Source organism: Armatimonadota bacterium (assembly GCA_016869025.1).
In the GTDB taxonomy this organism is placed as follows: Bacteria; Sysuimicrobiota; Sysuimicrobiia; order Sysuimicrobiales; family Humicultoraceae; genus VGFA01.
On record VGFA01000003.1, the window covers coordinates 222,203 to 248,611 of the forward strand.

At 68.1% G+C, this 26,409-nt stretch carries 25 protein-coding genes; 2 read left to right on the forward strand and 23 right to left on the reverse strand.

Going from position 1 to position 26,409, the window contains the following annotated elements:
• Positions 1–38: 38 nt before the first annotated feature.
• The 18 genes from FJX73_03610 to murJ all read right to left on the reverse strand — a co-directional run bounded on the left by FJX73_03610 (position 39) and on the right by murJ (position 18,590).
• Positions 39–662 carry a DUF502 domain-containing protein gene (locus FJX73_03610; GenBank protein ID MBM3469860.1) on the reverse strand — a complete coding sequence of 208 codons (624 nt, stop codon included), beginning with the start codon at positions 660–662 and terminating at the stop codon, positions 39–41.
• A complete protein-coding gene (locus FJX73_03615) occupies positions 662–1,942 on the reverse strand; it encodes an HlyC/CorC family transporter (protein ID MBM3469861.1) in 1,281 nt (426 codons plus the stop codon). Before FJX73_03615 ends, FJX73_03610 begins: the two co-directional genes overlap by 1 nt.
• A 62-nt stretch (positions 1,943–2,004) precedes the next feature.
• Entirely contained in the window at positions 2,005–2,469 is a 465-nt protein-coding gene (locus FJX73_03620; protein MBM3469862.1) for a diacylglycerol kinase family protein, read from the reverse strand.
• A gap of 9 nt (positions 2,470–2,478) precedes the next feature.
• Positions 2,479–2,949 carry an rRNA maturation RNase YbeY gene (ybeY, locus tag FJX73_03625; protein MBM3469863.1) on the reverse strand — a complete coding sequence of 157 codons (471 nt, stop codon included), beginning with the start codon at positions 2,947–2,949 and terminating at the stop codon, positions 2,479–2,481.
• A gap of 9 nt (positions 2,950–2,958) precedes the next feature.
• Entirely contained in the window at positions 2,959–4,383 is a 1,425-nt protein-coding gene (locus FJX73_03630) for an HDIG domain-containing protein (protein MBM3469864.1), read from the reverse strand.
• Complete coding sequence (locus tag FJX73_03635) at positions 4,380–5,381, reverse strand: PhoH family protein (protein MBM3469865.1); 1,002 nt, start codon at positions 5,379–5,381, stop codon at positions 4,380–4,382. Before FJX73_03635 ends, FJX73_03630 begins: the two co-directional genes overlap by 4 nt.
• Before the next feature lie 63 nt (positions 5,382–5,444).
• Positions 5,445–5,897 (reverse strand): arginine repressor, encoded by a 453-nt coding sequence (locus FJX73_03640; GenBank protein MBM3469866.1) that lies wholly within the window; start codon positions 5,895–5,897, stop codon positions 5,445–5,447.
• Between the two features lie 11 nt (positions 5,898–5,908).
• The gene (argH, locus tag FJX73_03645) at positions 5,909–7,387 is read right to left on the reverse strand and encodes an argininosuccinate lyase (GenBank protein MBM3469867.1); all 1,479 of its coding nucleotides are present in this window, start codon (positions 7,385–7,387) and stop codon (positions 5,909–5,911) included.
• A complete protein-coding gene (locus tag FJX73_03650) occupies positions 7,371–8,594 on the reverse strand; it encodes an argininosuccinate synthase (protein ID MBM3469868.1) in 1,224 nt (407 codons plus the stop codon). Before FJX73_03650 ends, argH begins: the two co-directional genes overlap by 17 nt.
• Positions 8,595–8,640: 46 nt before the next feature.
• Positions 8,641–9,855: an acetylornithine transaminase gene (locus FJX73_03655; protein MBM3469869.1), complete on the reverse strand. Its 1,215-nt coding sequence runs from the start codon at positions 9,853–9,855 to the stop codon at positions 8,641–8,643.
• Positions 9,856–9,858: 3 nt separating this feature from the next.
• A complete protein-coding gene (gene argB / locus FJX73_03660; protein ID MBM3469870.1) occupies positions 9,859–10,728 on the reverse strand; it encodes an acetylglutamate kinase in 870 nt (289 codons plus the stop codon).
• 23 nt (positions 10,729–10,751) lie between these two features.
• Positions 10,752–11,966 carry a bifunctional glutamate N-acetyltransferase/amino-acid acetyltransferase ArgJ gene (argJ, locus tag FJX73_03665; protein ID MBM3469871.1) on the reverse strand — a complete coding sequence of 405 codons (1,215 nt, stop codon included), beginning with the start codon at positions 11,964–11,966 and terminating at the stop codon, positions 10,752–10,754.
• 60 nt (positions 11,967–12,026) lie between these two features.
• Complete coding sequence (locus FJX73_03670; GenBank protein MBM3469872.1) at positions 12,027–13,064, reverse strand: N-acetyl-gamma-glutamyl-phosphate reductase; 1,038 nt, start codon at positions 13,062–13,064, stop codon at positions 12,027–12,029.
• A 39-nt stretch (positions 13,065–13,103) separates the two neighbouring features.
• On the reverse strand, positions 13,104–13,862 hold the full coding sequence (locus tag FJX73_03675; protein MBM3469873.1) for a 16S rRNA (uracil(1498)-N(3))-methyltransferase: 759 nt from the start codon (positions 13,860–13,862) through the stop codon (positions 13,104–13,106).
• Positions 13,859–14,710 (reverse strand): 50S ribosomal protein L11 methyltransferase, encoded by an 852-nt coding sequence (locus FJX73_03680; GenBank protein ID MBM3469874.1) that lies wholly within the window; start codon positions 14,708–14,710, stop codon positions 13,859–13,861. The genes FJX73_03675 and FJX73_03680 overlap by 4 nt, the downstream gene beginning before the upstream one ends.
• Before the next feature lie 22 nt (positions 14,711–14,732).
• Positions 14,733–15,857, reverse strand: coding sequence for a molecular chaperone DnaJ (gene dnaJ, locus FJX73_03685; protein ID MBM3469875.1), 1,125 nt, complete (start codon positions 15,855–15,857; stop codon positions 14,733–14,735).
• 36 nt (positions 15,858–15,893) lie between these two features.
• Positions 15,894–16,925 (reverse strand): heat-inducible transcription repressor HrcA, encoded by a 1,032-nt coding sequence (hrcA, locus tag FJX73_03690; protein ID MBM3469876.1) that lies wholly within the window; start codon positions 16,923–16,925, stop codon positions 15,894–15,896.
• Between the two features lie 78 nt (positions 16,926–17,003).
• Positions 17,004–18,590 carry a murein biosynthesis integral membrane protein MurJ gene (gene murJ, locus FJX73_03695; protein ID MBM3469877.1) on the reverse strand — a complete coding sequence of 529 codons (1,587 nt, stop codon included), beginning with the start codon at positions 18,588–18,590 and terminating at the stop codon, positions 17,004–17,006.
• A gap of 5 nt (positions 18,591–18,595) precedes the next feature.
• Here murJ and FJX73_03700 point away from each other — a divergent pair, with 5 nt between their 5' ends.
• Positions 18,596–18,952, forward strand: coding sequence for a 30S ribosomal protein S20 (locus tag FJX73_03700; GenBank protein ID MBM3469878.1), 357 nt, complete (start codon positions 18,596–18,598; stop codon positions 18,950–18,952).
• Here FJX73_03700 and holA read toward each other — a convergent pair.
• From holA to FJX73_03725, 5 genes are all read right to left on the reverse strand, one after another.
• Positions 18,949–19,941 carry a DNA polymerase III subunit delta gene (holA, locus tag FJX73_03705; protein MBM3469879.1) on the reverse strand — a complete coding sequence of 331 codons (993 nt, stop codon included), beginning with the start codon at positions 19,939–19,941 and terminating at the stop codon, positions 18,949–18,951. The genes FJX73_03700 and holA overlap by 4 nt on opposite strands.
• The gene (locus tag FJX73_03710) at positions 19,925–22,336 is read right to left on the reverse strand and encodes a DNA internalization-related competence protein ComEC/Rec2 (protein MBM3469880.1); all 2,412 of its coding nucleotides are present in this window, start codon (positions 22,334–22,336) and stop codon (positions 19,925–19,927) included. The genes holA and FJX73_03710 overlap by 17 nt, the downstream gene beginning before the upstream one ends.
• A gap of 57 nt (positions 22,337–22,393) precedes the next feature.
• The gene (gene thrS, locus FJX73_03715) at positions 22,394–24,313 is read right to left on the reverse strand and encodes a threonine--tRNA ligase (GenBank protein ID MBM3469881.1); all 1,920 of its coding nucleotides are present in this window, start codon (positions 24,311–24,313) and stop codon (positions 22,394–22,396) included.
• 16 nt (positions 24,314–24,329) lie between these two features.
• Positions 24,330–24,824 (reverse strand): hypothetical protein, encoded by a 495-nt coding sequence (locus tag FJX73_03720; GenBank protein MBM3469882.1) that lies wholly within the window; start codon positions 24,822–24,824, stop codon positions 24,330–24,332.
• A gap of 407 nt (positions 24,825–25,231) precedes the next feature.
• The gene (locus FJX73_03725) at positions 25,232–25,858 is read right to left on the reverse strand and encodes a hypothetical protein (GenBank protein MBM3469883.1); all 627 of its coding nucleotides are present in this window, start codon (positions 25,856–25,858) and stop codon (positions 25,232–25,234) included.
• Between the two features lie 112 nt (positions 25,859–25,970).
• Here FJX73_03725 and FJX73_03730 point away from each other — a divergent pair, with 112 nt between their 5' ends.
• Complete coding sequence (locus FJX73_03730) at positions 25,971–26,363, forward strand: hypothetical protein (GenBank protein ID MBM3469884.1); 393 nt, start codon at positions 25,971–25,973, stop codon at positions 26,361–26,363.
• Positions 26,364–26,409: the final 46 nt, after the last annotated feature.

Sequence of the window (26,409 nt, forward strand, 5' to 3'; positions counted from 1 at the left end):
CGATGGACCCCGCGGGCCCGGCCGGGACTTTGACCGGCTCACTCGAACCTGCCCTCGGGGGGGCTGGCGTTCGCGGCATAGGGCGGGGTAACGATGCCCGCTGAGACAACAAGCTTCAGCGCGTCCTCCACGCTCATCTCCAGGGGCGTGACCTGGTTCTCGGGCACCAGGCAGAGGAAACCCGTTGTGGGGTTCGGCGTGGTGACCACGAAGACGTTGATCACGCGCTGGGCCGTCTTCTCCTGCGCCTCGCCTCGCGTTTCGCCGGTGACGAACCCGATCGTGTAGATGCCTTGACGCGGCCATTCCACCAGCACGGCCTGCCGGAACGCCCCGCGTTTCTGCAGCAGGAGCGCGTCACTGATCTGCTTGGTGGCCGAGTAGACGGTCCTGGCCAGTGGTATCCGCATCATGAACCCATCGAACACCCGCACGATGCGGCTCCCGATGATGTTGCTGGCCAGCGTGCCCGTCACGAGGATCAGCAGGATCCCTGCCACCAGGCCCAGCCCCGGGATCCGAGTCCCAAACAGATAGGTGAAGACCGGACCCAGCAGGCTGTCGAGGAAGCGGAAGAGGGCCAGCAGGACAAACACGGTGACGCCCGCGGGCAGAACCACCAGGAGTCCCGCAACCAGGTGCCTCTGAAAGTGGTGTCGCATCAATCTTCGGGCTCTGCGCTGGGAGCGATCCTTGTGATCCTGACCTGCTCGATGCGGTGGCCATCCACGCGCTCGACCCTGAGTTCCACGCCGTCAAACGTGACCCGCTCTCCCTGCGTAGGCATGTGCCCGAGCAGGCTGTACACGAATCCGCCCAGAGAGTCCACCTCGCCCACGGGCAACTCCAAGTCGAGCGCGGCGTTGACCTCTTCGATGTGCAGGCGACCGTCCACCAGCGCCACGCCGTCGCTGTGCACGGTGATCGGCGCCTCCTCCTTGTCGTACTCGTCCCGGATCGGCCCCACGATCTCCTCTAGGAGGTCCTCTATGGTGACCAGCCCGGCCGTGCCCCCGTACTCGTCCACCGCGATCGCCATGTGCACCTGCTCTCGGCGCATCTCGCGGAACAGATCATCCAGCCGCTTGCTGTCAGGAACGAAGTAGGCCGGCCGCGTGAAATCGCGCACTGTTCCTTCCAGGCGACCGTCCTTGAATCCCGAGAGCAGGTCCTTCACGTGCACCAGGCCGACGATGTGATCCACGGTATCGTGGTAGACCGGGACCCGCGAGTGTGCGTGAGTGCGGACGACGTCCAGGATCGCCTCGATCGGGTCATCGGCCTCGACACAAACCATGTCCACGCGCGGTACCATCACCTCACGCACGACGGTGTCACCGAGCTCGATGATAGAGTGGATCATCTCGCTCTCGTCCTGCTCGAGGACCCCCTGCTCCTCTCCCATGCGGACCAGGATCTGGATCTCTTCCTCGGTCACCATCGGCGCGTCGGGACGCACGCGCCCTCCCAGCGGCCGTGCCAGTACGTTCGTCAGGAACGACAGGACGCGGTTGACCGGCGCGAGCAGCGCCGAGAACCATGCGACCGGGCGGGCGGCCAGCAGGGAGAACCGATCGGCGTGATGGGCCGCGATAGTCTTGGGGGTGATCTCTGCGAACAACAGCACCGCCAGCGTGACAGCGGCGAAGGCGTAGACCGGGCCACGTTCCGGCCCCAGCCACCTGACCAGGGCGGTTGTGGCGACGACCGCCGTTGCCATGTTGACTATGTTGTTGCCTATCAGAAGGGTCGAGAGGAGCCGGGCTGGATTGTCCAGCAGGCCCAGCGCGGCCCTGGCCCGGGAGTTGCCATCCTCCTTGAGGTGACGCAGTTTGAGGCGGTTGGCCGCAAACAGAGCCGTCTCGGATCCCGAGAAGAAGGCCGAGAGGAGAAGCAGAAGGCCCAGGAGCAGCAGTTCGATCGCATAACTTGACGCGTCCAAGGGAAGTTGTGCCTGCCTTTTTGGCCGGGCGGCAGCCGGATCTCCTAGATTATATCACAGACCTACCGCCGCGAACCGGCCTGCCAGAGGGCCAGGGTCGCGCAGGTCAGCACACCAAGCAGCACAACCACCCGGCCGGCGAATAGGGCGTCGGCCCTTCCCATCCCGACCGCGGTCGCCACGGGTGGCCCCAGGGTGACCACGCCCACGATCGCGGCGCCTATCGCGGCAACCAGCACGGCCGCCGCGCTCATGTCCTTCGCCCGCCCGCCCAGTGAATCGTGCCGGCCGCCGACGTGCATGTCCACCACCGCCTCCACCGCGGTGTTCAACAGCTCGACGGCCATCACGCCGGCCATCGCGACGATGAGAACGGTGGTCTCCGCGGCCGGCAGCTCCAGCCACATCACAGCGGCAGACACCGCGCACGCGATGAGAACGTGAATCCGCATGGTCCGTTGGGAGTTCATGGCCGCTACCAGCCCGCGGCCCGCGTACTCGAAGCTCTGCCACAGTGTGTGCCGCATGTTTCAACCCTACCCTCCTGATCCGAAGATCCGCTCCAGGATCTTTCGCTCGAGCGCCCGCATCACTCCGGCGTCTCGCACCGCGTGGTCGTCGTAGCCACGCAGATGGAGAAGGCCGTGCACCAACAGCAGCACCACCTCACGGCGAACCGACCAGCCGGCGTCGCGCGCCTGGGCACGGGCCCGTTCCACAGAGATCACTATCTCCCCAAGCAAGGGGCCGCGCAGGCCCGGCTCTGCTGAATGAGTCCGCGCCGCCGGGGAGGCCGGCTCACCCGGGAATGCCAGCACGTCGGTAGGTCCCCGGTGACCCAGGAACCGGCGGTTGAGCCGGCCGATTGTGGCGTCGTCCACGAGGGCGATCTCAATCTCTGCCCTGCGGGGGCACCGGGTGGCCCTCATCGCCGTCAGGGCCGCCCCCCTGAGCAGGCCTAGGGGAATTGAGTGCCGGACGCCCGCCGCCGCGATGTGGACGCGCATCAAACCACCTCAGCGCGCCTTGGCCGGGCGGTCGCGGCGTCGCCGTGCGAGTTCCCCCTCGAGATCAGGGTACTCCAGGCGCGGGTGCAGCACCCCTGCCAGAATCCGCGCGAACGCAGAGGCGGTCCGGCCCAGGTCGCGAAAGGTCAGGCCGCACTCGTCGAGCTGGCCGTCCTCCAGCTTGTCTCGGATGATCCTGCGCACCACGTCCTCCAGCCGGTCCGGGGTGGGCCGGTTGAGAGACCGGACTGCCGCCTCCGCGGCATCGGCCAGCATCACGACACCCGCCTCTGGAGTCTGCGGCTTGGGTCCCTCGTACCGAAACGCGAACTCGTCCAGGGGATCTCCGCGTTCCAGGGCCTGGTGGTAGAAGTACGTCAGCAGCGCTGTGCCGTGGTGCTGGGGGATGAAGTCGGCCACCGGCTGGGGAAGCCCGTACTCGCGCGCGAGGTCTATCCCGTCCCGGACGTGGGCACTGACCGTGAGCGCCGACAGGCTCGGCGTCATCTTGTCGTGTGGGTTATCTATGCCGACCTGGTTCTCCACGAAGAACGCGGGTCGGCGGAGCTTGCCGATGTCGTGGTAGTAGGTGCCCACGCGGGCCAACAGCGCGTCGGCACCCACGGCCTCGGCCGCGGCCTCGGCCATGTTGGCCACCATGATGCTGTGGTGGTATGTCCCGGGTGCCTCCAGTTGGAGGCGCCGGAGCAATGGGTGCGCCGGGCTGGCCAGCTCCAGGAGCTTGATCGGGGTGATCAATCCAAAGAGCTGCTCCAGGAAGGGAAGGACCCCAACGGCGACGACCGCCGCGAGCAATCCGCTGCCGAAGGCGTAGGCGGCGTTGGTCGCGATGGCAGGGTAGATGGGCAGACCCTCCAGCAGCCCTGTGGCCAGCGCCGCGATCGCGCTGGCCGCGCCCACGAGCAGCCCGGCAGCGCCGAAGTCCGACCGGTGGTTGACCTGACGGCAGGCAAAGACGCCGACCAAGCCGCCGATGAAGACAACCACAACCGTCGGGAACTGCTGCTCGGCGGCTAGGCCAACCAGGATGGCGAAGGCAGCGGACGAGAACAGGGCCGGCCTGGGACGCAGCAGTATGGACAGCAGCATTGCCCCTGCCGGCGCTGGAGCCAGATAGTTGCTGAAACGCGGCGCACCGAAGACCTGCGCAAGGCCCAGCGTGCCTATCGCCACCAGGCTCCAGAGGACCAGGAGCCGGTCGGCTTCCCAGATCTCGCGCTGGTGCTGCCACAGATAGACCCCGGTTACTGCCAGCACCAGTCCGACAACCAAGGTCGCGCCGGCCACGCTGGCCCAGGATATCCCTGTAGGAAGATAGTCCAGGCCGATGATCAAGACCAAGCAGAAAAGGGTCACCAGACCCAGCAGAACCCGCCTCACCCACATCGGGCGGATCAGCGAGGATGCCCTCATGATGGCGATGCCCCGGATGGGCCCTCGCCACGGGAGGCCTCGAATCGCTCATAGGCCCGCACGATCGTCTGGACCAGCTCGTGGCGCACGACGTCCCCCTCGGTCAGCTCGACGAAGGCGATCCCCTCCAGCCCCCTGAAGATCTCGCGCGCCTCAACCATGCCTGAGGCCCGATCGCGCGGGAGGTCAATCTGCGTGATGTCTCCTGTGACGACCGCCTTGGATCCAAACCCTAACCGCGTCAGGAACATCTTCATCTGCTCGCGGGTGGTGTTCTGCGCTTCGTCCAGGATTATGAACGCATCGTTGAGTGTCCGGCCGCGCATGAACGCCAGGGGTGCCACCTCGATAACCCCGCGCTCGCTGAGCCGGCCGAACCGCTCGGGCCCAACCATCTCGTAGAGGGCATCGTAGAGCGGGCGCAGGTAGGGATCCACCTTGGCCGCGATGTCTCCGGGCAGGAACCCGAGTTTCTCCCCTGCCTCGATCGCCGGTCGCGTCAGCACGATCCGCTGCACGCTCCGGGCGCGCAGCGCCACCGTAGCCATTGCCACCGCCAGGTAGGTCTTGCCGGTCCCTGCCGGGCCAACCGCGAACGTGAGATCGTGGTGCTTCATGGCCTCGACGTACGCCCGTTGCCCGCTCGTGCGCGGGACGACCTGTTTGCCGCTGGCGGTGACGACGAGGGTCTCGCCCCCGAGCGTCACCTCCCCGGCCGCGGCAAGGCCTTGGCTCCGGCGCAGGGTGCGGCGCATGTCGGACGGGGCCACCATCTGCCCGGATCTGGCGGTGGCGATCAACTGCCGGAGAAGCCGGACGGCCGAATCCACCTGCGCAGGCGAACCGCGAACTACCAGAGCGTCGCCGCGAACCGCAACCGATGCTCCGGTCTCCTCCTCGATGACCCGGAGGAGCGCGTCTTGCTGTCCCACCACGGCCACGATGTCGGTGCCGGGGGGAAGGGGGACTGTGACTTCGCTCGTGCCAGGCTGCGCCAATCGGGCCTCCTGTTGCGACCACCTTCGGCAGCCGGCCGGAACCCTCCTCCCGGCTCAGCCGCCTCAGGTGAGCGCGCGGAGCTTGCGCAGGAGGGCGGCGCGCCGACCTGGTCGGCGCGGTACTACCAGGATGGTATTGTCGCCGGCCACGGTCCCGGCCACCTCGGGCCAGGCGGCAACATCAATGGCCTCTGCCACCGCGCCGGCGCTGCCGAACGTGGTCTTGACCAGCACGAGGCCGCTGCCCTCCTCCACGTTCACCAGATAGTCCGCGAAGGCGCGGCGCAGCCTGGCCTCGGCTTCACCCGCAGGCGGGCGCGCCGGCGCAGGGGCCTGGTACCGGTAGCCACCGACGCCGGTCGGGACCTTGATCAGGCCGAGGCGCCGAATGTCCCGTGAAACCGTGGCCTGCGTTATCTTGACGCCGGCACGACGCAGCGCCTTCACCAGACCCGACTGGGTTCTGATAGGGTGGCGGGCGACGATCTCGAGCAGGAGGCGATCCCTCTTCCGCATAGATAGGCCCCCTATTCTGGGGCGGCGCTCAACAGGCGGGCGGTGGCTGCCTGTTGAGCAGCCCGAACCTGATTGAGCCAGGCACGCTGCGCCTCCAGCGCGGCGCGAGCGGACTCCATTGCCCCCGCGACCCTTGCGGGCGCCGTGCCACCTGGCACGTCCTTGGAGGCAACTGCGCCCTCGGGGGTAGCAGCGTCCAGCACATCGCCCTGGAACTCCGGGGAGATCCGGCGGTAGTCTTCCAGTGGCAACTCCCACAGCTCGCGGCCTGCGGCCTCGGCCGCGCACACCACCTGACCGGCAAGGCGGTGCGCCTCGCGGAACGGAACCCGGCGCCGCACCAGGTAATCCGCGACCTCAGTCGCCGTGAGGTGCCCGCCCCGCAGGGCCTCCCTCATCCGTTCCGGACGGATCACCATCCCCTCTACAACCAGGGTCATGGCAGCGACAGCCATCCCGGCTGATCGAAAGGCGGTGAGCACAGGCGCCTTGTCCTCCTGGAGGTCACGGCTGTAGCCAAACGCCACACCCTTCTGCACCGCGGCCAGCGTAACCAATGGGCCCAGGACCACACCGGCCTGGGCCCGTACGAGCTCCAAGAGATCGGGGTTCTTCTTCTGGGGCATCAGGCTGCTGCCGGTGGCAAGGGCATCGGGCAGATCAATAAACCCAAACTCCCGGGTGGCCCACAGCACCAGCTCCTCGGCCCAGCGCGACAGGTGAACCAGCAGCCCGGTCACCGCCGCCACTGTCTCGAACACGAAGTCCCGGTCGCCGGTGGCATCAACGCTGTTCTCGCTGATTCCGGAAAACCCCATGAGTTCGGCCTGTCGCCCACGATCCACCGGGTAGCCGGTGCCGGCGATCGCCCCGGACCCCAGGGGCGAGGCATCGAGGCGTCGGTGGGCGTCCCGCAGGCGACCTGCATCCCGGCCCAGCATCCAGAAGTAGGCCAGCAGGTGGTGGGCCAGCACAACGGGCTGGGCGCGCTGGAGGTGCGTGTAGCCCGGAACCAGCACGTCTTCTGCCTCGCGGACGCGCTCCAGGAGTGCCTCCTGAAGCGCAGTCACCGCCTCGACCAGGCAGGTGATCCGATCCTTGAGATCGAGGCGCATGGCGGTTACGACCTGGTCGTTGCGGCTTCGGCCCGTGGGCAGCCAGCCCGCTGCATGGCCAATCCTGGCCGTAAGGGTGGCCTCGATGAACGAGTGCACATCCTCGAACTCGTCCCCGGGAACCAGAGTGCCGGCCTCGGCCTCCTCCAGCATCTGGCGGAGCGCCCGCGCCAGGTCCGCGGCTGCCTGCGGCGTGACCACTCCGGCCTCGGCCAGGGAGGTCAGGTGCGCCAGGCCGGCCATCAGATCCCACACCAGCAGGTGACGGTCCACCGGAAGCGAGGTGAGGAGCGGAGCGATGCGGGGGTCCGGGGGTTCTCTGAACCGCCCTCCCCACATCAGGTAAGGGGTGTCCGGCTCAGTCGGTCTGCTCACGGCGGCCCTGCGCGAGGTGCGGGTTGGCCTGGGCAAAGACCCTGATCGGCAGCCCCCACAGCGTGATGAAGCCCCCGGCCTGGCGTTGATCGTAGACTCTGTCCTCGCCGAATGTCGCCAGTTCGACGTCGTAGAGTGAGTATGGGGACTTACGGCCCACGGGCAAGACGCTGCCCTTGAACAGGCGCAGGCGCACAGTTCCGGTGACGGTCCTCTGGGTCGAGGCGACGAAAGCATCAAAGGCCTGCCGCAGTGGAGAGAACCATTGGCCGTAGTAGATCAGCTCGGCATAACGCTGGGCGATCTGGATCTTGTGGTGGGCGCAGTCGCGCTCAACGGTGATCGCCTCGAGATCGTGGTGGGCGGCCACGAGCACCGTGCCCCCGGGCGTCTCGTAGACGCACCGTACCTTCATGCCCACCAGCCGGTTCTCCACGATGTCCACGCGGCCGATGCCGTGCCTCCCGGCGAGCGCGTTCAGGCGCTCGATGAGGGTCAGGGGGTCGAGCCGCACGCCGTCCAGGCCCACGGGCCTGCCGGTCTCGATCTCAATCTCCACGTATTCGGGCGCGTCGGGCGCGGTGCGGGGATCCGCGGTGTACTGGTAGAGGTCGTGCGGCGGTTCGGCCCAGATGTCCTCCAGTATTCCTCCCTCGCTGCTGCAGTGCCAGAGGTTGCGGTCCACGCTGTAGGGTTTGGCCTGAGTGGTCGTTACCGGCACGCCGTGGGCCGCGGCGTACTCGATCGCTTGGTCGCGCGAACGGATCTGCCACTCCCGCCAGGGCGCTATCACGCGCAGGTGCGGGGCGAGCGCCTGGTAGGCCAGCTCGAAACGAACCTGGTCGTTGCCCTTGCCCGTGCAACCGTGGGCCAGGGCGTCGGCGCCTTCCGCGAGCGCGACCTCGACCTGCGCCTTCGCGATCAGCGGCCGCGCCAGCGCGGTGCCCAGCAGGTACCGTCCCTCGTAAACCGCGCCCGCCTGGACCATGGGGAGGATGTGGTCGGTTACGAAGGCCTGCCGCACATCCACCACGTGCGCGGACGACGCGCCGCTGGCCAGCGCCTTGGCTCGGACAGCATCGAGGTCCTCGCCCTGACCAACGTCGGCGATTACCGCCATGACATCGCAACCGTACGTCTCCCGCAGCCATGGGATGGCAATAGAGGTGTCCAGCCCTCCTGAATACGACAGCGCCACCTTCCTGATCTCCATGGCAACACCCCTTCCCTGGGGCCGAACCTCTAGCCGGGCGCTACTGGACCGGTGCGGCGGTAGCGACAGGCGCCTGGGATGCCTCCAGCACGCGGCCCAGTATCACCAGCGCCTGTTCTATCTCTGGTTGTTGCACCACGAGCGGCGGGGCGAACCGCAGCGCCGTGGGCGCCACCGCGTTGACAAGCAGGCCGGCGCGCCGGCACGCGTCCACCACCGGCGCGGCCTCGCCGTTGAGCTCCAGCGCCAGCAGGAGCCCCCGTCCGCGCACGGCCTTTGCCAGGCCTCCATCCACCAGTACCTGAAGCCCGGCCGCGAGGACCGCACCCATGGCGGCGGCGCCCTCGGCCAGGCGCTCACGCGCGACGACCTCGAGGACCGCCAGGGCAGCGGCGCACGCAAGCGGGTTTCCGCCGAACGTGCTGCCGTGATCACCCGGAGAGAACCCGCACGCGGACTCCCTGGCCAGCATCGCACCGATGGGAAACCCGCCTCCCAGTCCCTTGGCCAGGGTGAGGACATCGGGGACGATGCCGTACTGCTCATAGGCGAAGAGTGTTCCCGTACGGGCTATCCCTGTCTGCACCTCGTCGAGCATAAGCAGCAGCCCACGCTCGTCGCACAGCCGGCGCACGCCGGTCAGGTACTCGGGGGTTGCGGGCTGGATACCGCTCTCGCCCTGGATCGGCTCGAGCAGTACCGCGCACGTGCGCTCGTTGACGGCCGCCCGGGCCGCCTCCAGGTCGTTGAACGGCACGGGCACGAATCCCGGCGGGAGCGGGTTGAAGGCCTCCTGATACTTGGGCTGCATCGTGGCCGCCAGCGTGGCCATGGTGCGGCCGTGGAAAGACTGATGGGCGACGATGATCTCATAGCGGTTCGCGCCGTCGCGCTTTCCCCACCTCCGCGACAGCTTGATCGCCGCCTCGTTTGCCTCGGCCCCGCTGTTGCAGAAGAAGGCCCGGTCGCAGGCCGAGTGCTCCACGAGCCACTGCGCCAGCATCGCCTGCTCGGCAATGTGGTAGAGGTTCGACACGTGCAGCATCCTCGCGGCCTGGGCCTGAATCGCCGCTACCAGGGCCGGATGACCATGACCCAACGCGCTGACCGCGATCCCGCCAATGAAGTCCAGGTAGCGCCTGCCCTCGAGGTCCACCAGCCAGACGCCCTCACCGTGGGAGAAGGCCACCGGGGCGCGTCGGTAGGTCGTCATGAGGTACTGCTGCGTCAAGGCGATCGCCTGCTCCGTGGTCATGCCTCACCCTGCCTGCGTCGTGATCATCGTGCCGATTCCATCTTCGGTGAACAGCTCTATCAAGAGAGCGTGGGGTGCGCTGGTCCCGATGATGTGGGCGCTGGGCACCCCGTGGTCCAGCGCGTCCAGACAGGCCTCCACCTTTGGGATCATGCCGCGCGAGACAGTGCCGTCGGCCATCAACTGCCGGACCTCGCCCGCGGTCAGCGTGGAGAGCATCTCCGGCTCGCCAGGACCGGTGCGCATTACGCCGGGCACATCGGTCAGGATGACCAGCTTGCTCGCGCCCAGCGCCGCTGCCAGCGCACCGGCCGCGTGGTCCGCGTTTAAGTTGAGGCTCTCCCCACCCTCGCCGACCCCTACCGAGGCAACCACCGGGATGTGCCCGGCGTCGCTGATGGTATGAATGATCGCGCCTTGAACCCCGACCACCTCACCAACGAGGCCGAGACCCTCCGGCGCCTGGAGCCGGCGCGCCTGCAGCAATCCGGCATCCTTTCCGGACAGCCCGACAGCGCTGCCGCCGGCGCTGGAGATCATCGTTACCAATGCCTTGTTGGCGCGTCCGGCCAGGACCATCTCGACGACCTCCATGGTCTCGGCGTCGGTGACACGCAGCCCCTGGACGAACCGCGTTTCCTTTCCCAGGCGGTCGAGCAAGCGCGTGATCTCAGGCCCGCCGCCGTGCACGAGCACCGGGTTGACGCCGGCGCCCTTGAGGAGCACCAGGTCCTCGATGACCGTGCCGGCTTCGCCGGCGTTCAGCACGCTGCCCCCGTACTTCACGACCACGGTCTTGCCGCGCCAGGCAGCGGCGTAGCGCAGCCCTGACGCGAGCATCTTCCCCTCTGCGGCCGGGTCGGCAACTGGCATTGGCTACTATTCCTCCTTGTGGTTCACGATAGGTAACCGCTGTTGATCTTCACGTAGGTCTCCGACAGATCGCAGGTCCAGCCCGTGAAGGTGCCCTGTCCCAGACCCAGGTCAATCGTCACGCGGACCTCGGGCGCCTTCACCACAACCCCGGCCGATGGATAGGCCTCCGGAATCCCAACGCCCCCGCGCACCACCCAGACATCGCCCATGGCTATGGCCAGACGGTCGGGCGCGACCTCTGCGCCGCTGCGGCCCAGCGCCGCGGAGATCCGACCCCAATTGAGCTCCGCGCCGTGGAACGCGGTCTTGACCAGAGGCGACGTCATCACGGCACCGGCAGCCAGGCGGGCGTCGGCGTCTGAAGTCGCGCCCCGCACGACCACCTCCACCACCCTTGTCGTCCCCTCGCCGTCTTTGACGATCAGCCTGGCGAGCCGGCCGGCCACCTCGGTGAGCCCATCCAGGAACGCCTCGTGGCGCGGGCCGCCCTCATCCACCCGAGCCACGCCCGAGGCACCGTTGGCAAGCAGGAAGACGCTGTCGCTCGTGCTGGTATCGCCGTCCACGCTGATGCAGTTGAAGGAGCGGCCCACGGCGTTCCGTAGAGCGGCCCGCAATGCGGGCGCCTCGACCGGGGCGTCGGTGGTCAAGATGGCGATCATCGTCGCCATGTTGGGATGGATCATCCCCGCGCCCTTTGCGATGCCGCCGATCATCACCACGCCGTCGCCCAGATCAACCTGAACGGCCGCGGTCTTGGGGAACGCGTCGGTGGTCATGATCGCACGGGCCGCCGCCATGCCGTCGGAGCCCAACGCTGCCACCAGTGCCGGTATGCCGGCTGTGATGCGCTCGACCGGTAGCGGGCGGCCGATGACCCCGGTGCTGGCAACCACCACAAGGTCCTCGGGTATACTCAGGGCTGCGGCCGCGGCAGCGGCCATGGCCCGCGCGTCAACCGCGCCCCGCTCGCCGGTGCAGGCGTTGGAGTTGCCGCTGTTCACGAGCACCCCCTGCGCGCGGCCTGACGCGAGTCTCGACTCGCTGAGGATAACCGGCGCCGACCGCATCCTGTTCGTGGTGAACGTCCCGGCCGCGGTCGCGGGGAGGTCCGAGACCACCAGCGCCAGGTCGGGCTGGCTGGGCTTCAGCCCGCAGTGGATCCCTGACGCCCGATACCCACGAGGGCTCGTCACGGTTCCATCAATCGGGGTCACTGCCTTGTCTGCCTTCATGATCCTTGTGCTCCTGTCCCCGGCCGCGCTGGAGCCGGTCCTGTGTTTCCGCTGAAAGGATCAGGGAAAGAGCGGCGGCTCCTGCAGCCCGGCGTGCTCTGGGAACCCACACATCAGGTTCATGTTCTGGATCGCCTGGCCGGCCGCGCCCTTGACCAGATTGTCGAGCGCGGCCATCGCGATGACCGCGCCGGCGTGTGAGTCCACGCGCACCGCAACATCGCAGAAGTTCGACCCGTAGGTGGCCTTGGTCTCCGGGAGCCCACCCTGCAGCACCCGCACGAACGGCTCGGAAGCATAGGCGTCGGCGAGGATCTGCTCGGCCTCGGCAGTGGTAATGGCGCGGGAGGGACGCATGTACACCGTGGCAAGGATTCCCCTGGTCATGGGGATCAGGTGCGGGGTGAAGACCACCGCCACGGGAACGCCTGCGACCCCCGACAGCTCCTGCTCGATCTCCGGGGTGTGCCTGTGCCCCACGACGTTGTAGGGCTTGACGTTCTCGTTGACCTCGCAGAAGTGCGTGCCCAAGGACGCACCGCGACCGGCCCCAGAGACCCCGGACTTCGCGTCCACGACGATCCCCTCGGAGAGCACCACGCCGGCCCTCAGGAAAGGCGCTATCGCGATCAGCGCCGCGGTCGGGTAGCAGCCGGGGTTGCCGACGATGCGCGAAGCACGGATGCGGGCCCGGTGCAACTCGGGCTGGCCGTAGACCGCACCCTCGAGCAACTCCGGGCACGCGTGGGCGGCCTTGTACCACTTGGCATACGTCGCCGGGTCGTGGAACCTGAAATCCGCGCCGAGGTCAACCACCTTCACCCGCGGGCCCAGCTTGGGAACCATCGTCATGGCGATCCCGTTGGGCAGCGCGATGAAGGCGACATCGGAATCGGCGCCGATCGCATCGAGGTCCGCGTCCTCCGTGGTGTGCGCCACGAAGCCGCGCAGGTTGGGAAAGACATCGCCGTAGGCCTCCAGCTTGCGGCTCTCCGCCGTCAAGTGGACGAGCGTAACGTCGGGGTGGCCGACCAGGAAGCGGACCAGCTCTCCGCCCCCGTATCCGGATGCGCCGATGATGCTGACTCGTGTCTTCATGACGTCTTTATACATCCTGGTGCATGAAAGTGCAAGCCCTCAATCCCGGGTCTCCTCGGAGGGTACAGACATGGGGCGTAGCAGGCGCTCGTATAGGAGCATGGCGGTCGCGACCAGTCCGGCGGTCTCCGTTCGCAGGACCAGCGCGCCCAGCGAAACCGCCTGCCCTCCGGCTGCGCGGGCAGCGGCAACGTCCCCGTCCGTAAGTCCGCCCTCGGGCCCGATCAGAATCGCGGCCGTGTGGAACAGGCGTTCCGCCACTACCTCGCCGATCGGGCGGGCCTCGCTCTCCCATGGCACGACGAACAGGTCCACCGGACCCACGGCCGCCAGCGCTTCGACCAGCGGCGCGGGCGTGTGGATCTCCGGGGTATCGCCCCTCCCGCACTGCCTGGCCGCTTCCTGCGCCACCCTGCGCCAGCGGTCCACGCGCGCCGCACCCGGTTCGATAACCGTACGCTCGGTCAGGGCCGGATGTATGGCAGAGAGCCCTATCTCGGTGCCCATCCGCACGACCAGGTCCATCCTGGGGCTGCGCGGTATGCCCTGAATCAGCGCGATCTCCACCGGACGTCGCGACACGGACGGCGGTCCCATGCGCCGTGCGGTCACGCCGGAGGGGCCGACCTCGATGAGTTCCACATCGGCCTCGCGGCGGCCGTCGAAAACGACCATCCTGGTGCCGGGCCGCAGCCGCAGCACCCTCGCGATGTGGTGTCCTTCGCGCGGCGCGAAGGAAAGGAACTCTTGATCGAGTAATTGCGGCGCGGCGTAGAAGCGGCGGCGCGTCAAGGTCATCCTGCCGCGGCGTGCACGGTGCGCCAGCCGCGCCGCGCCTCTACTACCACGACGCGCAGCCCACTCTCCCGGACTAGACGCGCAACCTCGGTGACGCGCGCAGGGCCGAAACCGCTCCCCACGAACCGGCCCCCTGGAGCCAGGCACCGCCCAACGTGCGGGAGGATACCGGCAAGGATCTCCGGCGTGAGGTTCGCCACGATCAGGTCCGCGCGCAGGCGCACGCGGTCCAGGCCTGACGCGTGCCGAACCGTAACCCTGCGCTCGACGCCGTTGGCACGCACGTTGGCCCGGGCAACCGATACAGCGGTCTCGTCATCGTCCATCGCAAGGATCCGCCGCGCGCCGAGGCGCGCCGCTGCTATGGCCAGGATTCCAGAACCCGTGCCGAGGTCGAGCACCGTCTCGCCGCCCCGCACGTGGCGCTCCACAGCCCCCAGGCAGAGCTGGGTCGAGGGGTGCTCGCCGCTGCCGAAGGCCTGTCCGGCGTCGAGTCTGATCAGCACCTGTCCTGGGCGTATCCTGGGCCTCATCCAGGCGGGAAGCACCGTGAGGCGGCCAACCTGAAAGGGCTTCGCGTGCGCGCGCCAGACACCGACCCAGTCCGTGTCTCCCACTACGCGCACGCCCACGGTACCGGAGGCAGCCCCACGCGCGAGTGCTCGCCTGAGGCGAGAGAGGGTGCTGCGACCGACCCTGGTAGATGGCAGGTAGGCACGCAACACCCGACGGCCTCGGCTTGAGCTTGCGCTCTCTGAGAACCCGGCCGGGCAGTGGCGCAGCAGGCAGTCACCTGCCAGCTCTGAATCCTGGGACGGCACGTCCACGGAGACCTCGATCCATCGCATGGCGGTGGCCTGCAGGTCCGGCCTACTTGAGCAGGTCCTTCATCTTCTTGAGGATCGGCTTCCGCCTGCCCGGCCGCTTCTCGTCTCCCCGGCTCCGCTCGCCCCCGAGGCGCGCGAGCTCCTCGAGCAATGCCCGCTGCTCGCGCGTCAGCCGAGTCGGGATGGCAACCCGAGCCGTCAGGTGCAGGCCACCGCGGCCGCCACGCAGGTCGGGCAGCCCTCTGCCCCGTACCGAGATCGTCTCTCCCGGCTGCGTGCCGGCCGGCACGGTTACCGGAACCGTGCCGTCAATGCCCGGGAACTCCACCTCGTCGCCCAGCGCGGCCTGCGTCATGGTGAGTTCGATGTCCCGGTAGAGGTCCCGCCCGCGACGTGCAAAGACCGGGTGCGGCGCAACGTGAACGACCACGAAGAGATCGCCGCGGCCTCCGCCTCGTGTACCGGCTTCGCCCTCGCCGGCCAGGCGCAGGTGCATGCCATCCTCCACCCCGGCAGGGATCGTAACCGTGATCTCTCTCCTGGCCTCGGATTGGCCGGCGCCGCGACAGCTCGTACACGGATGGGCTATGTAGGTGCCCGTCCCTCTACACTGGCCGCATGTCATGACCTGCGTCAGATGCCCGAAGACCGTGCGCTGCGCATGGCGGACCTCTCCCGTCCCTTGACATGCCGGACAGCGCTCCGGGCTCGATCCCTGCTCAGATCCGGTGCCGAAGCAGGCAGCGCAGGTCTCGAGCCGATCCACGGTGATGCGTCGCTCCACGCCCGAAGCGACCTCCTCAAGGGCCACCTCCAGGTCGTAGCGCAGGTCGGAACCCCGCTGGGGCCCTTCCCTCTCGGCCCTGGCCGGCCTGGCCCGGCCTCCGAAGAACATCTCAAAGAGATCCTCGAACGGGCCGGCTGCGCCGCCGAAGGGACCGGTCTCCGCACCGACCTGACCAAACCGATCGTACTGGCTGCGCTTGACCGGGTCGCTCAGCACCGCGTAGGCCTCGTTGACGTCCTTGAAGCGCTCCGTGGCGTGGGGGTCGTCGCGCCGGACATCGGGGTGGGTCTCGCGCGCGAGCCGGCGGTAGACTTGCTTGATCTCCTCCTGGCTGGCCCGGCGGTCAACGCCGAGTATCTCGTAGAGGTCTCTGGAGTTCATGTGCGCGATTGTGTCGGCAGGATCGAGGCCGGAGCCCTAGGCCGACGACCTCATTGCCTCGCTGAGACTCTCGGCAACGTATCGCACCGCGGTGACCGCGCTGCGGTAGCGCATCCGCGTAGGCCCGAGGATGCCGACGGTTCCGCCGCGCCTGTCGCCCGCTCGGTAGGCCGCCATGACCAGGCTGCAGGCGCGCAGCTCCTCGTGCGGGTTCTCCCCGCCGATAAGGATCCAAACCCCTTCCTCGGGCACCGCGGCAAGCACGGCCTCCAGCACCGATTCGTCCTCGAGGGCCTCGAACAACCTGGTAGCCCGATCAGGGATCTTGAACTCCGGCTCAGCCAGGAGGTGGCGGGCTCCCGCGACCCGGATTCGCGGCCGCACCCCGCGCGCCAGGTCACGCCACAGCCAGGCCTTGACCTCCTCCAACCAGCGGTAGTGATGGGAGGCCTCGCCGAGAACCTGCTCCAGGCGCTGGTGGGTCAGTTCCCCCACCCTGGAACCCTGCAGCCGGTGGGTGATTGCCCGCGACAGGTGCTCGAGATCATCGGGCACAACTCCCTCCGGGAGCTCGATTGAACGTCCCTGAAGCGCTCCGGCTTCCGTGGCTATCACCGCGAGCGCGCGCCGCTCGGCCAGCGGCACAAGGTGCAAAGAGGCGAACATCTGCTCCTGCAGGCCCGGGGCTGCCACAACCGAAGCGTACCCTGTCATGCCTGCTAGCACGCGCGCGGCCTCGCTGGCAACGTCACCGGGCTCCTCGACCGGATCACCCAGCCGGCGGCGGATCTTCTGGCGCGCCGAGCTGCTGAGGGAGTCGGCCTTGGGCAACATGTCCACGTAGACGCGGTACCCCCGGTCAGTGGGGATCCGGCCGGCAGAGGTGTGCGGATGGGTGAGGAGTCCCAGTTCTTCCATGCTGGCCAGGGCGCTGCGGATTGTGGCAGGGCTCACCTGCAGCCGCCCCCGCAGGGCGGCGTGCTCCGACCCCACCGGCTCGGCGGTGCGGACGTGCTCCTCCACGACCGTGCGGAGCAGGATGCGCCTGCGGGCATCAAGCTTCAGCATCCATCCACCTGCGGCTGGCACTCGTCCACCCAGAGTGCCAGCGACCTGATTCAGCGTAGCACCGCTGATTTTGGGGTGTCAAGGAACGGTGCGAACCGACCTGCGCCGCAGGAGGCCCCGCACCAGCGCGAGTTCCTCCACGCGCAGCAGGGCGCATGCCGCCAGGTACACGAGGGCCGCCACGCCCACGCCGAAGGCCAGAAACAGCAGGTCCGCGCGTTCCACAAAGCGCCCATCCAGAAGCCCGCGCTGCGCGACCATCCATCCTGCCCACACCGCAGATGCGGCAGAGACCAGGATGCGGCCGGCCGTACCCATAATCCGCCGGCCGTCCAGAGGGCCCAGTGAGCGCGCCAGCATCCACAGCAGCAACCCCACGTTCACGAACGCCACCACTGCCGAAGCCAGAGCGATCCCTGCCACACCCATCACCCGCATGAGGGCAAACGCAAGAGCGGCGTTCAAGAAGACCATCGCGGCACCGATGGCCACCGGTGTGCGCATGTTCTTAAGGGAGTAGAACGTCCGGGTCACGACGTAGTAGGCCGCCACCGGCACCAGGCCGGTGGCGTAGGCCGCAAGGCACGCGGCCACCGCCCCGGTTGCCGGGGGTCCGAACTCGCCCCGCTCGAAGACCAGTTGGACCAGGGGGCGTGCGAAGACGGCGAGCCCCAGCGACACGGGCACCGTGAGAAACAGGAGTGTGCGCAGCCCCAGTGTTGCGGTCTGGCGCAGTCCCACGCGGTCGCCCTCGGAGGCAAGCCGGCTCATTCCTGGAAAGAGCACCGTCGCCACGGATATGGCCAGAATACCCACCGGCGCCTGGACCATCTCGTAGGCATAGTCCAGCGCGGCAACCGCGTTCACGCCGGTTGCGACCGGGAGGAGCGACGCGAAGAACCGCCCTACGTAGGCGTTGATCTCCACGATGGCCAGGCCGAGCATAGCTGGCAGCGCCAGCCGCATCGCAGTACGGATGGCCGGATGGGACAAGTCGAACTGCGGGCGGTAGCGGAACCCGGCGGCGTGCATCGCGGGCACCTGAACGAGGAACTGGACGGCGGTCCCGGCCACCCAGGCCACGGCCAGCCCGGTGATCCCCATCCTCGGCCCCAGCATGAGCGTCCCGGCAATGATGGCTACGTTGAAGGCCAGCGGAGCCACTGCCGGGGCGGTGAACCGGCGAAGTGCCTGCAGGTACGCGGTGGCGAAAACCGCGAGGGCCAGGAAGAACATGGCCAGGAAGTTGACCCTGGTCAGGGCGACCGTGCGGACGAACTGCACCGGGTCCCCTGCAAAGCCCGGCGCTGCCAGACGGACCAGCGCGGGTGCGGCAATCTGTCCGACCACCACCATCCCCACGCCGAACGCCAGGACAAGCGTGAACAGCCGCGCTGTCACCTGACGCATCTCCGACTCGTCGTCGCGTGCGAGCGTGTCGGAGATGGTTGGGATGAGGACGATGCTGAGGGTACCGCCTATTAGCAGGCGCTGGACGAAGAACGGGACATAGTATCCGATGACGAACGCCGCCCTGGCGTCGGAGGCACCGAACATCGCGGCCACGACTATCTCCCGGACCAGACCCAGGACGCGGCTGCCCACGGTGGCGCCGGCCAGGAGCGTGGCGGCATGCGCAAGACGCTGCCGCGGATGGACGCTCAAGGCCCGTGCTCCCCGGAGTGCTCCTCGGAGCGCACCCCGGCGGCAACTTGTGGCGCTGGGGCGGTCATGCTAGAATCGCGCAGGACCGCCGCTCCCCATGGGCGGCGGATGGAGGGATCGGCGTGGCAAAACGAATCAAGTCCGGACTCAAGCACTTTCGGAAGTCGGCCAGGCGAGCCCAGGCCAATCTTTCCGTGAAGTCGAAGGTCAAGTCGCTGGTGCGGACGGCAACCACCCCGGAGGAGATCGGCGTGGCTCAGGCCGCCCTGGACAAGGCCGCGGCGCGCAAGGTGATTCACCCCAACACCGCTGCCCGCAGGAAGTCACGCATCATGCGCCGCGCCTCAGGCAGAGCCGGCTAGGCACGAGAGGCAGTCCGCTGCTGCGCGGCCGGAGCCCTGCGGCCGGCGAGGCGGACGATCAGCGTTTCCAGGACGAGCCGAGGAGCGCTGCCCGACTTGATAGCACGGTCTGCGGCCTCCAGCGCATCGAAGATCCCCGCGAACTGGTCTGCCCGATAGCCGCGCGCCTGCTCCGCGATCTTGCGCGCGACGAACGGGTGTACCCCGAGGTGCTCGGCCAGCCGTTCGGACGAACGGCCCTTGGCCGCGGCGGCGTGCGCGCGGGCGATCAGGCGGAACTGCCGGACAATCATGAAGAGCACCTGCAACGGCTCGTGCGTTGCGAGGTTGTCGTGGAGAGCCCCCAGCGCCCCGCCGGCATTTCCTCCCCCAACCGCGTCCACCAGCGTGAAGATCGTGGCCTCGCCCAGCCGGCTGGCGATTGCCTCAACATCCGCCGTGGTCACCTGCGGGCGCTCACCGACGTAGGCGGCCAGCTTGGCCACCTCGTGGTAGAGGTCGCGCAGGCTGCCTCCTGATGTCGCCACCAACCCCTCCGCCACCCCGCGTCCCGGGATCTTGCCCGCGGCCACGAACAGGGCCGCCACCCACGCCGGCCGGTCGCGCGGGGGGATCGGGCGGCACTCAATGATGGTTCCCACCCGCTTGAACGTCAGGAACAGCCGCCTGCGCCGGTCCATCTCCCGCGCAATGAAGATGCCTGTGGTGGGGCTGTCTCCCCGCTCGAGGTAGGTAACGAGCGCCTCTTGATCGGCCTCCCGCATTGCCTCGAGCCGCCGGATGACCACCACGCGGCGCGGACCGAAGAACGGCGCCGTGTCCAGCCGGATCAGCAGCTCACCCACGGGCGCGCCGCCGTCGAGCACGTCCAGGTTGAGCTGCCGGTCATCGGGTGGGAGCGTCTCGTCGAGCAGCCGGGCAAGCGTCTGCTCGGCCAGATACTCCTCGTCGCCGATGATCAGCGTCGGTCCGTCAACGCCCGAGCGCACGTGTCCGGCTCCTCATGGTTGTCGCCTGCCATCGGGTTCCATCGCTCCTCAGCGTCACCGCGCCATCCCGATCGGTGCGGTAGATCACGGCGCCCGCGCTCTCCAGCGCCGCCAGCGTGCCCGGATGCGGGTGGCCGAACGAGTTGTCAGCGCCCACCGAGATCACGGCGATACCTGGCCGTACCATCGTCAGGAACGCCGGTGTCGTCGAGGTACGGCTGCCGTGATGCGCCACCTTCAGCACCTGGCTTTGCAGGGTGGTCCCTCGATCCAGAAGGTGCTGCTCTACCGGCGCCTCGATGTCGCCGGTCAGCAGCGCCGCCGTCACCCCGTAGGTCAGCCGGGCGACCATCGCGCCCGCGTGCGCTGGTTCGCCCTCGATCCGAGGGGATGGATCAGGCGGGTGCAGGACCGTCAACCCGACCCCTGCTCCCAGGTCGAGGCCCACGCCTTCCCGTACGGCGCGGCGGGGAACCCGCCGCGCCTCGGCAACGTTGAGGAGGCGGGCGTACAAAGGGGCAGGTTGCGCTACACCGGAATCCAGCACGAGTCCGACCGGGAAGTTCTCCAAGACCGCCAGCAGTCCTCCCACATGGTCGTCATGGGGATGAGAAAGGATCACCGCGTCGAGCCGGCGCACGCCAGCACGGCGAAGGGCCGGCACCACGCGCATTAGGCCCACGTCCCAGCCGATGCGGTCGCCGCCTGCACTACCGCCTCCATCTATGAGCAAGGCCCGGCCCGATGGGCTCTGAACAAGGATGGCATCGCCCTGCCCCACGTCCATAACCGTGACCACGAGCGCGGACGGCGGCCGAAGTGCCGCAGCGTACCAGAGCGCAAGCGCACAAACCCACACCGCAACGCCGGCCAGCAGTTGCGAGCGGCGCATATGCCAGCATCCCGAGAGCACTGCCACGCAGGTGCCCATGAGCAGGAACAGGGCCGCTGCCGCAACAGGGGATACCGGAGGCGTTGGCACCGCCGCCCACCCGAGCGAGCCGAAGCGCGACCCGATCCACAGCACCGCCTCCAGCGGCAGGCGCAGCAAGCTCAACAGGAGATCCCCGGATGCGGGTGCGACGACGACCAGCGGGATTAGCGCGAGGCCCGCCGGGACCAGTGCCGCGATCACCGGCAGCGCCAGGGCATTGGCAAGGACGCCTGCCCCCAGGAGCACCTGGAAATGGGCGGCGAGCAGGGGCGCGACCGCGAGCTGCGCACCCAGCGTGGCAGCCAGCGCCGGCGCCAGAAAGGGCCCCAGGCAGACGAGCCGCAGGCGCAGCACAGGTGCAACATACAGCAGGCCCCAGGTGGCCGCGAACGAGAGCTGGAACCCTATGTCGAAGAGAACCTGGGGCTGACTCACCAGTAGCACGAGCGCGGCCGCGGCAAGGGTGGCGGCACGGTCGCGACCCCGCCCCAGCACCGCCGCGGTCAGGCCCACGACCGTCATTATCGTCGCGCGCCCTACCGAGGGCGCCCAGCCGACGAACACCGCGAAGAGGCCCACACCCAGGACACCGGCGACCGTGGAAGGAAGCGGAGGCAGCCTGCCCAGGCGGGCAGTCCACGCGCATGCGCCCGCGACCATCGCCACCTGCGCGCCCGAGACCACCATGAGGTGGACCAAGCCTGCGCGCGAGAACTGCCTGTACAGGTCAGGCGGCACGTGGGTTTCGATCCCCAGGAGCAGACTGAGCAACAATCCGTCGTGGGGTGAAGGGAGCGCCCGCAGGACACCCGCAACAACGCTCTGGCGCATGGAGGCCACGGCTCCGCGCACGGACCGCGCGCCCGGACGCAGCACCGTGATCCCGCCCCCCGGTGTAACGCGGATGACCCCCAGCAGCCCCCTGCGGCGCAGCGCGTCCTGTTCGGAGCGCTCACCCGGGTTTCCCGCGGGCCGTCCCAGGCGGAAGCGGCCGCGCACGAGGACCTCAGCCCCAACGCCAACATCAGGGGCCTGACCGCGGCCGGTCAGGCGGACCAATCCATAGGCCGGGGATAACGGGGGTGCGCGCGGGGACTGCCGGACCTCCAGCGAGTGGAGACGAGCCACCCCGCGCCAGCCCAAAGCTCCGGCCTCAGGCGGACCAACGATGATGCCGCGTGCCTCCACCTGCTGCCCATCTGCGGCTGCCGGCCATGACGGCGTCAGGTCGGTGTGCAGCACCGCCTGCGCGAACCCCAGCCCGGCGAAGCAGGCCAGAGCCGCCAGCGAACCGATCCCTGCCGCGCGCGCCAGGAGCGCTGCGATCCACAGGGCCGCGACCGCGGCGGCCAGCCCGCAGGCAGGCCCAGGAGACAGGGGCCAGCGGTCCGCGGCCATGATGCCCGATGCAAATGCGGTTGCCGCCCAGACGATTGGCGGCAGTACCCTGAATAAACGCACCGGCACGGACCTCCCAGAACGGAGATCGGCGTGCGCCGGTGCGAATTGCGGTGGGGACTAGCTCTTGGCGGCCACCTCGGCCACTACCCGCTCCAGGAACTCGGCCACGGGAATCGGGCCCAGGTCCCCTTCCGAGCGGCTGCGCACGGCCACGGCCCCGGATGCGGCCTCCTTGTCACCCACGACGAGCATGTACGGGATCTGGTCCACCTGGGCCTGCCGGATCTTGTAGCTGATGCGCTGGTTCGTCCCGTCCACGACCGCGCGCACCCCGGCGGCTTCCATCTGCGCGAGCACCGCTCCGGCGTAGGCCGCGTGCCGGTCCGCGATCGGCAGGATCCGGGCTTGCTCCGGAGACAGCCACAGGGGGAACCGGCCTTCGTACGTCTCGATCAAGAACGCGACCCACCGCTCCATCGTGCTGGTGACCGCACGGTGGATCATCACCGGCCGGTGGGCCCGACCGTCTTCGCCGATGTACTCCAGCGTGAACCGCTCGGGCAGCAGGAAGTCGAGCTGAACCGTGGAGAGTGTCTCGTCCTTGCCGGATGCGGTCGGAACCTGCACGTCAATCTTGGGCCCGTAGAACGCGGCCTCGCCCCTGGCCTCCTTGAACGCGATGCCCATCTCGGTGAGCGCCTCGCGCAGCATGCTCTCGGCCTGGTCCCAGAGCGCGTCGTTCTGCATGAACTTCTCGTGGTCCGCGGGATCGCGGAGTGAGAGCTGGTACCAGCCATTGGTGATCTGGAAGTCCGCGTACACCCTCTGAATCAGCCGGACCACCCTTACGATCTCGTCCTTGATCTGGTCCACGCGGCAGAAAATGTGGGCGTCGTTCATCGTCATGCCCCGGACACGATGGAGGCCGGTCAGAACCCCGGACCGCTCGTACCTGAAAACCTTGCCGAGCTCGGCGATTCGTACGGGCAGGTCCCGGTAGGAGCGCTGGTCGTGCATGTAGGCCATGATGTGGTGGGGACAGTTCATGGGCCGGAGAACCAGCTCTTCGTTCTCGAGCTTCATCGCGGGATACATGTTGTCCCGGTAGTGGTCCCAGTGGCCGGACATCTTGTAGAGCGTAGAGCTCGCGATCTCCTGGCTGTAGACGTGGTCATAGCCGGACGCGAGCTCCAGGTCCACGATGTAGCGCTCAATGATGCGCCGGATCGTCGCGCCCTTGGGCAGCCACAGCGGCAGTCCCTGCCCGACCTCCGGGGTAAGGTGGAACAGGCGCAACTCCCTGCCGATGCGCCTGTGATCCCGCCTCCGGGCCTCCTCCAGACGGCGCAGATGGGCGTCCAGCTGATCCTGCGTGGGATAAGAAACGCCGTAGATGCGCTGCAGCATCGGGCGGCGCTCGTCGCCACGCCAGTAGGCGCCGGATGTGGAGAGCAGCTTAATCGCACGAACGGCGCCCGTGCGGAGCACGTGGGGGCCGCGGCACATGTCGGCAAATCCGTCCTGTCGGTAGAAGCTCACGCTCCCGTCCGGGATCTCCTCGAGCAGCTCCTGCTTGTAGATCTCACCCTCCTCCTTGTACCGCCTGTACGCCTCCTCGCGGGGAATCTCCACGCGCTCGACATGCTGGTCCGCCGCGGCGAGATCCTTCATGCGCGCCTCGATGCGTTCCAGGTCCTCGGGGCTGAACGGACGGCCGATGTCGAAGTCGTAGTAGAACCCGTCTTCTATCGGCGGCCCGATGGCCAGCCGGGCCTCGGGAAAGAGCTGTTTGACCGCCTGCGCCATCAGGTGCGATGTCGAGTGCCAGTAGACCTCGCGGCCCGCGGGTTCGTCAAACGTGACAAACTCGACGCGCGCATCGGACTCCAGCGGCCACCGGAGATCGCGCAGTTGTCCGTCAACCAGCGCCGCTAGCACGCCATCCAGGCCGAGCCGATCGGCGAGTGCTCCGGCGCTCGTTCCAACCAAGACCTCGTGGTCCTGGCCGCCTGGCAGCGTAACGTGAATCAACCCCATGACAGTTCCCCCTCGTCTAGCGGTAGTGGCGTGTGCTCTTGCGCCACACCTCGGCAACGACCCCGCCGCCTACCAGAAATACCTTGACAACCGGCATGAACATCTCGTCGGGCGGGATCCCCGCCTCCACCCTCACCTTCTGAAACCCGGCGGCCAGGTCGAGCGCCCACTGGTCGCGCGCAGCCTCGGGCTGTGCCACCCAGGCGTCCGGCACTACGGCCCGCAGGATGGAGGGCGTGTCGAGTGCCAGCTCGCGCAGCACCGGATCTGCCTTCCTTCGCTCGGCAATGAACCGGTCCACCGCGGCCCGGTACTCGACGCTGCCCTCGATCTGCTGGACGCGGGCGATGCCTGCGCCGCCGCCAGGAGCCGGACCGGGTGTGGCACCAGGTGCCCCGGTCTGTTGGCCTGACCTGCAGCCCGCGGCTGCGGTTGCGACTGCCACGACTAGAAGAGCGCCCACTGCCAGGTGCTGTAGCCTAAGCCGTGCGGTTCGACCTGTGCCAGTCACGTCGTTGCCCCCTTCCGGTGTGGAGCGTGCGCATGCCTGAAACACGCGAACCCGCCCCCAGAGGGGCGGGCTGCCGCGGTTCCACCCTCACAACCGCCGGCCGGTCCCGATTCCACGATCGGGAGACCGACGCGGACGCTCGCAACGCGATATCGGGCGCTCCCGGTGGCTTAGGCGGCGATCGCCGTCGCGATCGCCCTTCGCCCGCTGCTCAGAGGGGGTCTTCCGCCGGTCCGTCCGGCAGGGCTCGCAGCCCGGGCCCTGCCTCTCTCCATCCGCCGTGCCTCCGGCGGCTCGAACGGGGTTCCGGCGTACTCGTCCTCTTCGTCGCCGATCTTCAGCGTCATATTAGACACCGCGCCCTGCGCTGTCAATTCGCCGGGCCCGTGCGAGCCGAAGAACCGGGTCTACTTGCGCACTATCTCGAGTGCGAAGTTGAACACGGAGTTCGCATAGCTCGTGACATGCCCGTTCACAAAAGGCATCTCGAACTCGCCGGGGGCTCCTGAAGGGCCGTAGCACTTCTTCCCGTGCATGGGGTCGTGCTGCGGCAAGTCGCTGCGGAAGACGCAGTTCCACCTGGGATTGTTCACGAACCCAAGGACTCTTCCCTTGCCGCGGGGAATCACCTTCCCGCTGATCTCTACGGACACGTCTCCCGACGCCTGAGACGCTCCGCATTTGAAGTTGACCGGTATGGAGGTCATGCCTATCCTGGCCCCACGCTTACCGTGAAGAGCCGGGGGGAATGGCATCAGTTCACCGTCCCTCGCAACGAGGAATCCGATCATCCCCCTGCCCCACTGAGGCTTTGGACGGCACGGGATGTGCAGATACGCGGTCAGTATCGCGCCGCCGGCCCTCAGGTTCTTCCTGAGGACCTCCTTGTGTTCGTCCCACGTGACCTCGTCCCCGCCGTACATGTCAGTGAACTTGATCTCGCCCCCAGCAGGCTTCCGCTGGCCTGCTGAGATATGACTCGGAACCAGAAACGAGGAAACAACCAGCAGCGCAACAACGACTCTGCCTCTCATGTTGCCCCCTCCTTCGTCTCCCTTCACCGGGCCGGTTCGCACACTTGCCTACCCTCTCCTGCCGGGCGCCTGGCCACGCAGGAGTCCGAGTGCGGGTACCGAACAGCCCGGCATGCGCACCACTGCCCTCGCCCTGGCCTCCGCCATCCTCATCGCAGCGGCCGTCCCTGCCCACGCAACAGAGGACCACGCAACGATCGCCAGGAACCTGGCCGAGAACGTCCTGGGCAAGGGAATGGTACGCACCAGCAGGATGGCAAACGGCGAGCGGGCAGTAGTGATGGTTTGGGAATCGGCCACCTACAAGCCCGCGAACTCGCTCGCCAGGACGCGGGACATGCTCCGGGTCGAAGTGCATCTGGTGACCGAAGGGATCTTCCGGGTGCTGACCTCGGTGCAGGACGTGCAGTTCGAGATCGTGCTGGGCAAGAGGTCGCTGGCCACAGGGGCCGCCCGACGCGTCCAGCCCATGACCATCACCTACGCCCGCGATCTGGGCGGGTAGCTCAGGCGTCCGTCGCCGATGCGTTGCCGCCGGGCCTGAACGGCAA

Bases quoted from the DNA above. Each gene is read 5' to 3' on its own strand.
- FJX73_03610 (MBM3469860.1), bottom strand. From the start codon at position 662: ATGCGACACCACTTTCAGAGGCACCTGGTTGCGGGACTCCTGGTGGTT.
- FJX73_03620 (MBM3469862.1), bottom strand. From the start codon at position 2,469: ATGCGGCACACACTGTGGCAGAGCTTCGAGTACGCGGGCCGCGGGCTG.
- ybeY (MBM3469863.1), bottom strand. From the start codon at position 2,949: ATGCGCGTCCACATCGCGGCGGCGGGCGTCCGGCACTCAATTCCCCTA.
- FJX73_03630 (MBM3469864.1), bottom strand. From the start codon at position 4,383: ATGAGGGCATCCTCGCTGATCCGCCCGATGTGGGTGAGGCGGGTTCTG.
- FJX73_03640 (MBM3469866.1), bottom strand. From the start codon at position 5,897: ATGCGGAAGAGGGATCGCCTCCTGCTCGAGATCGTCGCCCGCCACCCT.
- FJX73_03655 (MBM3469869.1), bottom strand. From the start codon at position 9,855: ATGACCACGGAGCAGGCGATCGCCTTGACGCAGCAGTACCTCATGACG.
- argB (MBM3469870.1), bottom strand. From the start codon at position 10,728: ATGCCAGTTGCCGACCCGGCCGCAGAGGGGAAGATGCTCGCGTCAGGG.
- argJ (MBM3469871.1), bottom strand. From the start codon at position 11,966: ATGAAGGCAGACAAGGCAGTGACCCCGATTGATGGAACCGTGACGAGC.
- FJX73_03670 (MBM3469872.1), bottom strand. From the start codon at position 13,064: ATGAAGACACGAGTCAGCATCATCGGCGCATCCGGATACGGGGGCGGA.
- FJX73_03675 (MBM3469873.1), bottom strand. From the start codon at position 13,862: ATGACCTTGACGCGCCGCCGCTTCTACGCCGCGCCGCAATTACTCGAT.
- FJX73_03680 (MBM3469874.1), bottom strand. From the start codon at position 14,710: ATGCGATGGATCGAGGTCTCCGTGGACGTGCCGTCCCAGGATTCAGAG.
- dnaJ (MBM3469875.1), bottom strand. From the start codon at position 15,857: ATGAACTCCAGAGACCTCTACGAGATACTCGGCGTTGACCGCCGGGCC.
- hrcA (MBM3469876.1), bottom strand. From the start codon at position 16,925: ATGCTGAAGCTTGATGCCCGCAGGCGCATCCTGCTCCGCACGGTCGTG.
- thrS (MBM3469881.1), bottom strand. From the start codon at position 24,313: ATGGGGTTGATTCACGTTACGCTGCCAGGCGGCCAGGACCACGAGGTC.
- FJX73_03725 (MBM3469883.1), bottom strand. From the start codon at position 25,858: ATGAGAGGCAGAGTCGTTGTTGCGCTGCTGGTTGTTTCCTCGTTTCTG.
- FJX73_03730 (MBM3469884.1), top strand. From the start codon at position 25,971: ATGCGCACCACTGCCCTCGCCCTGGCCTCCGCCATCCTCATCGCAGCG.